Origin of the sequence: Moellerella wisconsensis, from assembly GCF_022592395.1 — a bacterium.
In the GTDB taxonomy this organism is placed as follows: Bacteria; Pseudomonadota; Gammaproteobacteria; order Enterobacterales; family Enterobacteriaceae; genus Moellerella; species Moellerella wisconsensis.
In genome coordinates this window covers 973,877-985,931 of sequence record NZ_CP093242.1, presented here as the reverse complement: position 1 = coordinate 985,931, position 12,055 = coordinate 973,877, and the positions used below count along the sequence as shown (strand labels likewise).

Sequence of the window (12,055 nt, the reverse complement as noted above, 5' to 3'; positions counted from 1 at the left end):
GTTAAGATAAAAGCTAGGTAACTTATTAAAATATCAGCCTAAAAAAATGGCTTACTATAATAAGTAAGCCATTAAAGTTTAGCCGTATAATGAACAATAAATAAGTAAAAAACTATCTTATTGTTTTATCAAGAAAAAACAATTTATACTGCGCGGAAGGAAATTTCCGTTGGAATTTTATCCCCTTCCCAGAACATCTCAGCAGAGATGTTAGAAGCAATTTCGCGATAAATATCAGCAAATTCACCTTCTGGGTCACGCATTACCGTTGGTTGACCACGGTCTAAATCTTCACGTAATGAGATATGCAAAGGAATTTGACCTAGCAAACGAGTATGGTATTTCTCTGCCAGCTTTTCCGCACCGCCAGTACCGAAAATAGGTTCGACATGACCGCAATTACCACAAATATGCGCGCTCATATTTTCAACGATCCCCAGAACAGGCACATTGACTTTTTTGAACATCACAATACCTTTCATCGCATCGACTAAGGCAATATCTTGTGGAGTTGTCACCACCAGCGCCCCTGTAACAGGAATATTTTGTGATAGCGTTAATTGAATATCACCGGTGCCTGGTGGCATATCGATAACTAAATAATCTAAATCTGGCCATAATGTATCTTGCAGCATTTGCATTAATGCTTTGCTGGCCATAGGACCACGCCAAACCATCGCATTATCATCAGTTACTAAATAACCGATTGAATTAGTTGCAATTCCATAAGCCATAATAGGAGCCATATGCTGACCATCTGGCGATGTTGGACGTTCTAGCGTCGTCCCCAACATATTGGGAATTGATGGACCATAAATATCTGCATCAAGAATACCGACTTTCGCGCCTTCTTGTGCTAACGCTAAAGCAAGGTTTACCGCAGTACTTGATTTACCAACGCCACCTTTACCCGAACTGACGGCTAAAATATTACGTACGCCATTAATTCCCGGTAAATCATTCGCACGTTTTAGCGTCGTTATTTCGTGACGAAGTTTCCACTCAACCGCTTCAGCACCGGTGATTTTACGTAACTCTGCTGTTTTAGCTTCAATGAGTGCTTGTAACGGACCACGCCAAACAAATGGCATCACCAATTCAACATGCAGTACATTATTAAGCATGGCACAATGATGTAAAGCTTTGATGGAAATCAGATTGCGTTTCAGTGTGGGGTGTGTAAATGAGGCCAAAACACTGGAAACCTGTTCGGTTAGCAGTTCTGGATTGGTCTGCTCGGGGGATTTATCGCTCATCCCGGCTCCTTTATTTTTTCTTTATTAACCAACGATTAGACATTTGCATATCATAGCAGAGAACAATAAAAATAGAGATAAACGGATGCAGCAAAAGCCACGAACGGCAAAAATAGATTTTTCAGAATAAATGCCGATTAATGTTTCTCAGCCCTAGCAGCAATTGATTTGTTAGGTTAACATCAAAGACCCTTTTTAACTAATGGAAGTAAGATCCTTACTATGTCTCAAGTCGCGAATAAATTACTGGTAACCTGTGCGTTACCATATGCTAACGGTTCAATCCACCTCGGTCACATTCTGGAACACATTCAGGCTGATATCTGGGTCCGTTATCACCGAATGCGCGGCAAAGAGGTTCACTTTATCTGCGCAGATGATGCTCACGGCACCCCTATCATGCTGAAAGCTCAGCAATTAGGCATTGCTCCTGAAGACATGATTGCAGCAATGAACCAAGAACATCAGCAGGATTTTGCAGGTTTTGCCATCAGTTATGATAATTACCATTCAACTCATAGTGTTGAAAGTAAACAATTATCAGAGCACATTTATGGTCTATTAAAGAAAAACGACTATATTAAAGACCGCACAATTTCACAGCTATACGATCCAGAAAAAGGCATGTTCTTACCCGATCGTTTTGTTAAAGGTACCTGCCCAAAATGTAAAGCTGAAGATCAATACGGTGATAACTGTGAAGTCTGTGGCGCCACTTATAGCCCGACAGAACTGATTAATCCACGTTCTGTGGTTTCTGGGGCGACGCCTGAAATGCGCAGTACTGAACATTTCTTCTTTGATTTACCTGCATTTAGCGAAATGCTACAAGCGTGGACACGTTCAGGCGCATTGCAAGAACAAGTCGCCAATAAAATGCAAGAATGGTTTGATTCCGGCTTGCAACAATGGGATATCACCCGCGATGCCCCATATTTCGGGTTTGAAATTCCTGATGCACCAGGCAAGTATTTCTACGTTTGGCTTGATGCCCCTATTGGTTATATGAGTTCATTTAAAAATCTGTGCGAAAAACGCCCAGGATTAGATTTTGATGAATTCTGGAATAAAGAATCTAAAACCGATCTGTACCATTTTATCGGCAAAGATATCGTCTATTTCCACAGTTTATTCTGGCCAGCTATGCTAGAAGGCAGCGGCTACCGTAAACCTACGAATTTATTCGTGCACGGTTACGTGACCGTCAATGGCGCAAAAATGTCTAAATCCCGCGGGACATTTATTACTGCTCGTTCTTATTTAGATCAATTAGATGCTGATAATTTGCGTTATTACTACGCTGCTAAACTGTCATCCAGAATCGACGATATCGACTTAAATTTAGAAGATTTTGTTCAGCGTGTTAATAGCGACATTGTTAATAAAGTGGTTAATTTAGCCTCACGTAATGCCGGCTTTATTAGCAAACGCTTTGATAATAAATTGTCGGATAAATTAGCTGACCCTGCACTATATCAACAATTTGTTGCAGCAGCTGAGACTATTGGCGAAGAATTTAATAAACGTGAATACGGTAAAGCTATCCGTGAAATCATGGCGTTAGCCGATATAGCCAACCGCTATGTTGACGAACAAGCACCCTGGGTGGTAGCAAAACAAGAAGGTCGCGATCAAGATCTACAAGATATTTGTTCGATGGGTATTAATATGTTCCGTGTATTAATGACTTACTTGAAACCTGTTTTACCGGGGCTTGCGAACCGTACTGAAGCTTTCTTAAATATCGAATTAACGTGGGATAGCATTGATAAACCCTTACTCGGTCATCAAGTTGCTCCCTTCAAAGCGTTATTTAATCGTATTGAAATGTCCAAAGTGGAAGCTATGGTTCAAGCCTCAAAAGAGAGTATTAAACCCATTAGCACCCTAACCGGTCCATTAGCGGATGACCCGATTCAAGAAACCATAAAATTTGATGATTTCGCCAAAATTGACTTACGCATAGCGCTTATCAAACAGGCTGATTTAGTTGAAGGCTCAGATAAATTGCTTAAATTACAACTAGATATTGGTGGGGAAACTCGTCAAGTATTCTCAGGGATCCGCTCAGCTTATCCAGATCCTAAAGCATTAGAAGGCCGTTTGACTGTCATGGTAGCCAACTTAGCACCACGAAAAATGCGCTTTGGTATGTCTGAAGGTATGGTGATGGCCGCGGGCCCTGGCGATAAAGATATCTTCTTATTAAGCCCAGACAGCGGTGCTCAACCAGGAATGCAAGTTAAATAAACCTATGATTTGAAGCGGCGGGTGTATTTATTATCAGCCACCAACCGCCGAATAAATTAAGGTATAAAATACTAAATTTCTGAAAGAAATAAGTTAAAAATTAAATTAAAGCGGAGTTAATTTTAATTCTCCGCTTTTTTTATGGGCTTTTTTATGTGATCTATAGCGCATTTGCAAAGTTAATTGTATGATAAATGCATCTAAGATAACAGGACCACCATTATGTCACTCAAACAAGTGCTGATAATCGGCTGGCAATATTTGCGGGCATTTGCACTACTTTATCTTTGCCTCATTATCGGAAATATGATCTCCACATTGCTCCCGTTTGCGATACCTGGCAGCATTGTTGGTATGCTGATTTTATTCGCATTATTAGCACTCCAGCTTGTCCCCTCCCATTGGGTACAACCGGGATGCACTCTGCTATTAAAAAATATGACGTTATTGTTTGTCCCTATTGGCGTCGGCATCATGAATTATTATGGCCAAGTGAGCCAACAAATTGTTCCTATTTTAGTTGCTTGTTTTATAAGTACTTTTGTCGTTATGGTGGTCGTTGCATACAGCTCACATTATATTCATCGTGAGCGGCCAATCACCGGAGCTAAACCTGATGAAGTTCCATTACCTCCTGAAACTCCTGAAACTCCTGACCTTAATGAAATTACTGAAAGCCTGTTGACTGACAGCAAAAATCCACAAGAGAACAAAAAATGTTAAGTCATATCTGGTGGTCACTACCACTCACAATTATTGTGTTTTATCTCGCGAGAGCATTGGCAATAAAAGTTAAATTACCCGTTTTAAATCCGCTATTAATTGCGATCGCGGTCATTATTCCGGTCCTCATACTAACCAATACTCCTTATGAGCACTATTTTGCCGGAAGTAAAATTCTTAATGACCTACTGCAGCCCGCAGTCGTCGCACTCGCATTTCCATTATATGAACAGCTGCACCAAATTCGCGCGCAGTGGAAATCATTATTCAGTATCTGCTTTGCCGGTAGCATTATAGCTATGTTTACCGGGACCTCTATTGCTTTATGGCTGGGAGCAACACCAGATATCGCCGCCTCAATTTTACCTAAATCAGTTACTACCCCGATAGCGATGGCAGTAGCAGATTCGATTGGGGGGATCCCTGCAGTCAGTGCAGCTTGTGTTATTTTTGTCGGTATTTTAGGTGCAATGTTTGGCCATTCATTATTTGATACTTTACGTATTAAAACGCATGCATCGCGAGGATTAGCAATGGGAACGGCCTCCCATGCCTTAGGGACTGCCCGCTGCGCTGAAGTAGACTATGTTGAAGGTGCGTATAGCTCACTGGCATTAATGACCTGCGGGATAATTACTTCATTATTAGCCCCGTTCATTTTCCCGGTGATTTTACATTTATTTAGTTAATCGCATTTAATCCAAGATACTTATCAAGGGATCTCGGCTTCTGGATATTAATTTTAATGCTAAATCTACCTATAACAGCTATAAATTTGAGATACATCTCTCAATTATGAAACAACAAAATCTAATTTCATAATAAAAGTGAAGTAGATCACATTTGTTTATATGTAATATTGCCTAGAATGGTTGCAACTTTTTTGGGAGGGAATATTATGCACGCACGTTTTCAGTCAGTCTGGCCACAATTACCAGAGAAATTACAATCAGCTCTAAAACCTATTATCGATGATCCTGATTTTTCTGCCATGCTGACAGCTGAGCAAGTTCTACAGATCAAATCTGCATGCCAGTATCATGATGACGAATTAGCCTTTGCTTTATTACCTCTAGCCGCTGCTTGTGCAGTAACTCCTATTTCTCATTTTAATGTCGGTGCGATATCTCGCGGTGTTAGCGGTAATCTCTATTTTGGCGCCAACATGGAATTTAGCCACTGTGCATTACAGCAATCAGTTCATGCTGAACAAAGTGCAATTACTCATGCGTGGCTACGAGGCGAAAAGCAAATAGTCGCCATGACTGTCAACTATACTCCTTGCGGCCATTGTCGCCAGTTTATGAATGAATTGCGTGGTAACGAAAGTTTATCCATTCATTTACCGGGACGTCAGCCGGCCAAATTACATGATTACTTGCCTGATGCTTTTGGTCCTGTCGATTTAAATATCACCACATTATTAATGGATGATATTCATCATGGATATACCATTGAAAGCCATGACCCCCTAGTAAAATCAGCATTAAATGCAGCAAATCAATCGCATGCACCTTACAGCCTATCCCACAGTGGTGTCGCGTTACAGCATAAAGATGGCTCTATCTTTAGTGGAAAATATGCTGAAAATGCCGCATTTAACCCAAGTTTTCCCCCTCTGCAAGCTGCATTAGTTTTGATGAATTTATCCGGTAAAAAACTAGAAGATATTGAACGAGCAGTATTAGTCGAAGGCAAAGATTCAATTTTATCCCAATGGGCGACCACTGAGCTAGTATTGAAAAATTTAGGCTGTCAACATATTGAATTACATCATTTAGTTTAAGAAATAATAATATTTTTCAGTCGCCGTTGATATAAAATCAAATCAGTTTGATATCAACGGCAATATTCAAAAGCCCCCTAAATTACACTGCGCTAAATTTAGTCGTCATATTGTTAAATTATCTATAAAACCAACTAATTCAATATTATCAAATAGATAAGCTAACTTAATCTTCTATTAAATAATTAAAAACCATAATAAAAATTAATACATTTAATCACTATAGAATATATTGAATAATTTCCATCGGATTCATTAAATATATTTATAAGCTGAATCGTAACAAGAAAACTAATTTATATATTTATCTCCTTGTTAATATAAAATTAAACCACTTTAACTCCCAAGTTTGGCCTATCATTAGAACTTGAACTATTTCTGGTGTATCATTAAGCCATTATACTGTTTATTGTTTTATTATTATTTACATCATATTTCGAATTGCTGGTGCATTGACTATTTTTTCTGCATCCGCAATTAGCTCAGCTTAACGGGCAGTATTTTTGATTTCCTGGCTGTCCTACGAAATATTGCGGCTATCACAAATTATTTACGCTTATTTATCAACATTCACTGTACATATTTTTTGTTTATCTTAGGATCTAGGTGAATTGTTGTTTTTATCCGTCCGAAGAGTGATTATTCAATGGAACTTGAACACGAAAGTAAACGCCCTCTCTACATTCCTTACGCTGGCCCTATTCTGCTCGAATTTCCTCTATTAAATAAAGGTAGCGCCTTTTCAGAAGAAGAACGTGCTAATTTCAACCTTTATGGCTTATTACCTGAACAAGTCGAGACAATAGAAGAACAAGTTGAACGTGCTTATCGCCAATTGATTGACTTCAAAACAGATATTGATAAGCATATCTATCTAAGAAATATTCAGGATACCAATGAGACCCTGTTTTATCGTCTCGTTGATGAGCATCTGACTGAAGTCATGCCGATCATCTATACACCAACGGTAGGTGAAGCATGTGAACACTTCTCAGATATTTATCGTCGCGCTCGTGGATTATTTATTTCGTATCCTAATCGCGAATATATTGATGATATGTTACAAAATGCCACTAAACAAAATGTAAAAGTAATTGTTGTGACTGATGGTGAACGTATTCTGGGGCTCGGTGACCAAGGTATCGGCGGTATGGGTATTCCTATCGGAAAACTATCTTTATATACGGCTTGTGGTGGAATTAGCCCCGCGTATACCTTGCCAGTAGTTCTCGATGTAGGAACAAATAATCCGCAACGCTTAAATGATCCTCTATACATGGGATGGCGCCATCCTCGAATTACGGCTGATGAATACAATGAATTTGTTGATGAATTTGTCCAAGCGGTAAAACGACGCTGGCCTAACGTATTGCTGCAATTTGAAGATTTTGCACAAAAAAATGCCATGCCGTTACTGACCAGATACCGTGATGAACTGTGCTGCTTTAATGATGATATTCAAGGGACAGCATCTGTTACCCTTGGTAGTCTGATTGCTGCCAGTCATGCTGCGGGACGTCAACTAAGGGATCAATGTGTCACTTTCTTAGGCGCTGGCTCCGCAGGTTGTGGTATCGCTGAACAAATTATTGCTCAAATGAAATCTGAAGGCCTTAACGATCAAGAAGCACGTGCTCGCATCTTTATGGTTGACCGATTTGGCCTACTGACTAATAAACTGCCTAATTTATTAGACTTCCAAAGTAAATTAATCCAACACAGTGAAAATCTAGCTGATTGGGATAATACTAACGACGCTATTTCTTTACTTGATGTCGTGCGTAATGCCAAACCAACTATTTTAATTGGTGTCTCTGGACAAGCAGGTTTATTCACAGAAGAAATCATCAAAGAGATGCATAAACACTGTGAACGTCCTATTGTTATGCCATTATCTAACCCGACCTCGCGTGTTGAAGCTCGCCCAGAAGATATTATTGCTTGGACTAATGGTCAGGCTCTGGTCGCTACTGGCAGTCCGTTTAGTCCCGTGGTGTATAAAGAAAAAACCTATCCTATCGCACAGTGTAATAACTCTTATATTTTCCCTGGTATAGGTTTGGGAGTAATAGCTTCAGGTGCTAAACGAGTCACTGATGCGATGTTAATGGCGGCAAGCCGTGCGCTGGCTGAATGTTCACCATTAGCCAAAGAGGGTGAAGGTTCTCTACTTCCCTTGCTTGATGATATCCAAGAAGTTTCGCGTATAATTGCTAAACAAGTCGCTAAAGAAGCACAAATCCAAGGCGTAGCAACCGTTACTTCAGATAAAGCGCTAGATGAGGCGATTGAAAATAATTTTTGGAAACCGGAGTACCGTATTTATAAACGAACTTCATTCTAAGAAATATAGCCAACATTGTTCTTAAAAAGCACGCTTATTATGGTTTAATGCTTGTCTGTTAAGAACAAAATGGAACGGTTCCCTTGTTCTGTAAAAATCCGTGGTCTTCCTAAGATTACGGATTTTTTATGTTATTTAGTTAAGTTCTTGATACTGTTCTTTCATTTTCACCAAAAAAGCTTACCTCTCTTTCTGCTCTCCTTTCGCTTATCGAGGAATATTTGCTCCATAATGATGTTGTCGCTGTACGGAAATGTCGGCTTCCAATAGAAATTATGGCTTGGGTTGTCATTGGAGTATCAATTGTTCAGTTGTTTCCCATAGCTCAGCGGGTCTTACATCTCAATATTATTTTTTACCCAATAAATGATCTTATATCACACCAAGCGAGGTTATTCTGGCTCGACAGCAACTGGATGGTCATGTATTCAATCCGGTGATTAACCTGTAATATAGGGTAATTTATCGGAGAATATTCATGGCTAAAGTCGATGTAAGGTGCCCATTTTGTCAACAAACGCCCCCAGTGAAAAAACATGGATTAGGTAGCACTGGTCATCAACGTTATCGTTGCCAAGATTGCTGCCGAAGCTTCCAACTCGATTATAAATATCGTGCTTGCCAACCCGGAACTAAAGATAAAATTATCGACCTCACTATGAATAATGCCGGTATTCGTGATACTGCTAGGGCCCTTCATATCAGCATTAATGCGGTTGTTCGTACTTTAAAAAACTCTCGCCTAGACAGGTAACCTCTTTACCTCTTGATAATCTGCACATTGAACTCCTTTGCGAGGTCGATGAACAGTGGTCTTTTGTGACTAATAAGAAGCAACAACGCTGGCTTTGGTATGCGTGGGAGCCCCGCCTAAAACGGATTATTGCTCATACGTTTGGTCGTCGAAACAAAAGGACTCTTCGCCAGTTACTGGCTTTACTGTCTAGGTTTAATGTCGCTTTTTGGTGCACGGATAAGTTCAGTGCTTATGAGATATTGCCCAAGCAGAAACATGTAGCAAGTAAGTTTTATACGCAACGAATAGAAAGAGAGAATTTGAATCTGAGAAACCGCTTGAAGCGCCTTAACCGTAAGACGTTAGGTTACTCGAAGTCACCTGAAATGCATGACAAAATTATCGGGACATTCATTGAACGTGAACACTATCTATTATGATGATCTCTATATTGAATACACGACCAACTGGATGATGATATTGTTCAAAAAGTATTTGAAAAAACAAATAGTTGATAAAACAAGTCAGCCTAGGTTTAAAAAACTGCCTTGATCGAACTGGAACGGATTAACTGTGATAACCGTAGACGAAACACTTTGGAGCACACCCAATAGCCCCGAAAATAATGCAGCTTTCAGGCAGAAAGCAAACGAATACTGTTGCTCTAACTGCCCTCGGCTCCGGATAGTTTGTCAAATGGAAGTGAATAATCATCTATTGTCCGGAGCTCATTTCGGCAGTGTCTCATAGGTCAGAGAGGTTTTTCTTACAGCAAGATTGATAGATTTAACTCCCGTTAACTCTCTGATAATAATCGATAAAAAATTTTATATACTTGGTCTATAGTATCATTGGCAAACATCAGAGCTATAAAAATACGGGATGAATCTACATCACAAAGGCTCACAATATTAGGTGCAGGAAAATTAATGCTAGCAAGTTAGAAATTAGATGCTGGGAAACCAGATACAGAAGATGATTTAGTTGAGCTACGGCTAGCACGACAAGCAGGGAAACAATGAGCAAATGCACCAATAGCGTTAAAAGAAAAATTGATAAATAAAGAAATTAACGGAAAGAACATTCAGGTACTGACATCCATGGGCAATCGATTGTGCTAGCCTTTAGTGGATATAGCCACCGCCTATAGTCATTGTTGGGGAATAATCTATAGTTTTAGGAAACAAAGCAGCATAGGCTGCTGAACAATAAACCCACCCTGAGGGTAAAACTCCGAGGCTAGTGAATAAAGCTGGGTTTATAGAAAGTAGTTTTGGCGTATAATCTGCTGCGATTTATGATGGTACCAATGGATTATAGCTTAAAAGATACTACACCATATCAAACTGAACCCATACCAAATAGGATTTAAGCAAACAGCATGATACCTCCGCGGCCAACTCAGTATACTATCGCCTGTTGCTATAGAAAAATCCCAAAAGAAAGTAATAAGTAACACATTTACTATGTCAGGTAGCTTTATTCTGACTGTTCGACTATAAAAATATTCCCCCGAGCAGTAAAAAAAGCCGCAACAATATGTATTGCTGCATTATTGGACGCTTAATTGACAAGCATTACACCTATTACGATATGCTTTTTTATGCCCTATTTTTTATTCTATTATTAAGAAATATGAACATAAACTCATGACACAAATAAATTTATCGACATCATAATCGCACTGCATAAAATAACAAATAGAGTAATCAATTGGAAAGTGCGCTCAGATAAACGTAATAATAGATACTTCGCTAATGGCATGCTAAAAACAGCCCCAATACACAAGATAAGCGCCAACTCAATATCTGTATGTCCATCTTGCGCGTATGCAAATGCAGAAGCGCCGGATAATATAGTAGTGACAAAAATAGAGGTTCCGATCGCCTGTTTAATATTTAACTGCATATAACGTAGTAATAATGGCAAAACAACGACTCCCCCACCAACCCCCGTCGCCCCCAAAACGACCCCGGCCATAACTGCCGGTAATAGTAATGACCTAATATTATGCTGTTTGGTATCAGGCTTTAAAGGTAGTGAGAAAAACAATCGCTGAAGAAATAAATAAAGCGAGAAAAGGATAGCTACGGTCACTAAAGCATTGATCCCCCATTCTGTCTGTAATTGATATTGGGGAAAACTAGCTATCCATGTTACCAATACGCTGGCTAATAGCGTGCTAGGTAACATAATAGCGAGGACAATCATCGCTCCTTTAAAAGGAATATTTCCCATTTTGAAATGCATATACGATGAAGATATCTTCATCAACATCGAAAGGAAATTAGCGGTAGCCACCGCTTCAAGGGCATTTAAACCAAAAAAATAGGTTAAAATAGGCAGTACAATGATACCACCTCCAACCCCGGTAGTACTGATGATTAGGCCAACAATGGCACCAACCAAAAGCTCAGTAACAATCATTTTTGGATTCCCTATAAAACGACGTGGCGCTTTGTAATAAAGATATTATTCACATTTATAACAACAGATATTGGTACTGCATATCAGCGACAATCGGCTATCAAATTATTGATTTACGCCATACCAAATATATTATTCTCCGCTTAGTTTATCTGTCTTAGATAAGACCTGAAACTCTCATATCAAATTACATAGGTAGTCAGCATACATAATAAACGCGATCTAAGCGGATACCTTGGTAAAAAATGAAACAAAAGTTTATAGAGGATAATTGACTACTAACATAGTAAAAATTTAGTTTAATCAAATAATAAAATATAATTTAATTTATAGACATAAACTAAATTATGGATTGTTAATATCAGTTATATTACTTCAAGTTGCAACTATACTAATTAGCACGCATTATGCTGTTTGCTATAGATTATCATAGCGATTAAATTATCTCGATTGAAGGTATTCCGCTACGCTCGCTCTTGCTTCGATAAATGAGGTACAGTAGCCTAGTCATTAATTGTTATTTTGAGTAAAAG

9 protein-coding genes are annotated in these 12,055 nt (G+C 39.1%); 7 read left to right on the top strand and 2 right to left on the bottom strand.

Going from position 1 to position 12,055, the window contains the following annotated elements:
* Nucleotides 1-143: 143 nt before the first annotated feature.
* Nucleotides 144-1,256: an iron-sulfur cluster carrier protein ApbC gene (apbC, locus tag MNY66_RS04250; RefSeq protein WP_241501485.1), complete on the bottom strand. Its 1,113-nt coding sequence runs from the start codon at nucleotides 1,254-1,256 to the stop codon at nucleotides 144-146.
* Between the two features lie 222 nt (nucleotides 1,257-1,478).
* Here apbC and metG point away from each other — a divergent pair, with 222 nt between their 5' ends.
* The 7 genes from metG (at nucleotide 1,479) to MNY66_RS04220 (ending at nucleotide 9,535) form a co-directional block, all read left to right on the top strand.
* Entirely contained in the window at nucleotides 1,479-3,506 is a 2,028-nt protein-coding gene (metG, locus tag MNY66_RS04245) for a methionine--tRNA ligase (protein WP_047256824.1), read from the top strand.
* 222 nt (nucleotides 3,507-3,728) lie between these two features.
* Nucleotides 3,729-4,229, top strand: coding sequence for a CidA/LrgA family protein (locus tag MNY66_RS04240; RefSeq protein WP_241501484.1), 501 nt, complete (start codon nucleotides 3,729-3,731; stop codon nucleotides 4,227-4,229).
* Complete coding sequence (locus tag MNY66_RS04235) at nucleotides 4,223-4,918, top strand: CidB/LrgB family autolysis modulator (protein WP_241501483.1); 696 nt, start codon at nucleotides 4,223-4,225, stop codon at nucleotides 4,916-4,918. The genes MNY66_RS04240 and MNY66_RS04235 overlap by 7 nt, the downstream gene beginning before the upstream one ends.
* A gap of 209 nt (nucleotides 4,919-5,127) precedes the next feature.
* Complete coding sequence (gene cdd, locus MNY66_RS04230) at nucleotides 5,128-6,015, top strand: cytidine deaminase (protein WP_047256821.1); 888 nt, start codon at nucleotides 5,128-5,130, stop codon at nucleotides 6,013-6,015.
* A gap of 646 nt (nucleotides 6,016-6,661) precedes the next feature.
* Nucleotides 6,662-8,359 carry an NAD-dependent malic enzyme gene (locus MNY66_RS04225; RefSeq protein ID WP_047256982.1) on the top strand — a complete coding sequence of 566 codons (1,698 nt, stop codon included), beginning with the start codon at nucleotides 6,662-6,664 and terminating at the stop codon, nucleotides 8,357-8,359.
* A 221-nt stretch (nucleotides 8,360-8,580) separates the two neighbouring features.
* The gene (locus tag MNY66_RS18015; RefSeq protein ID WP_420915502.1) at nucleotides 8,581-8,799 is read left to right on the top strand and encodes a hypothetical protein; all 219 of its coding nucleotides are present in this window, start codon (nucleotides 8,581-8,583) and stop codon (nucleotides 8,797-8,799) included.
* A gap of 38 nt (nucleotides 8,800-8,837) precedes the next feature.
* Nucleotides 8,838-9,535, top strand: a protein-coding gene (locus MNY66_RS04220) for an IS1 family transposase (protein WP_104872948.1) whose coding sequence is annotated in 2 segments (ribosomal slippage) — nucleotides 8,838-9,087 and nucleotides 9,087-9,535 — 699 coding nt in all. Because the reading frame shifts where the segments join, the coding sequence is not laid out codon by codon here.
* A gap of 1,207 nt (nucleotides 9,536-10,742) precedes the next feature.
* On the opposite strand, the gene MNY66_RS04215 is transcribed toward MNY66_RS04220, so the two are convergent.
* The gene (locus MNY66_RS04215; protein WP_241501482.1) at nucleotides 10,743-11,522 is read right to left on the bottom strand and encodes a sulfite exporter TauE/SafE family protein; all 780 of its coding nucleotides are present in this window, start codon (nucleotides 11,520-11,522) and stop codon (nucleotides 10,743-10,745) included.
* Nucleotides 11,523-12,055 lie beyond the last annotated feature (533 nt).

Excerpts from the sequence above, each read along its gene's own strand:
- apbC (WP_241501485.1), bottom strand. The coding sequence starts at position 1,256 with ATGAGCGATAAATCCCCCGAGCAGACCAATCCAGAACTGCTAACCGAA.
- metG (WP_047256824.1), top strand. The coding sequence starts at position 1,479 with ATGTCTCAAGTCGCGAATAAATTACTGGTAACCTGTGCGTTACCATAT.
- MNY66_RS04240 (WP_241501484.1), top strand. The coding sequence starts at position 3,729 with ATGTCACTCAAACAAGTGCTGATAATCGGCTGGCAATATTTGCGGGCA.
- MNY66_RS04235 (WP_241501483.1), top strand. The coding sequence starts at position 4,223 with ATGTTAAGTCATATCTGGTGGTCACTACCACTCACAATTATTGTGTTT.
- cdd (WP_047256821.1), top strand. The coding sequence starts at position 5,128 with ATGCACGCACGTTTTCAGTCAGTCTGGCCACAATTACCAGAGAAATTA.
- MNY66_RS04225 (WP_047256982.1), top strand. The coding sequence starts at position 6,662 with ATGGAACTTGAACACGAAAGTAAACGCCCTCTCTACATTCCTTACGCT.
- MNY66_RS04215 (WP_241501482.1), bottom strand. The coding sequence starts at position 11,522 with ATGATTGTTACTGAGCTTTTGGTTGGTGCCATTGTTGGCCTAATCATC.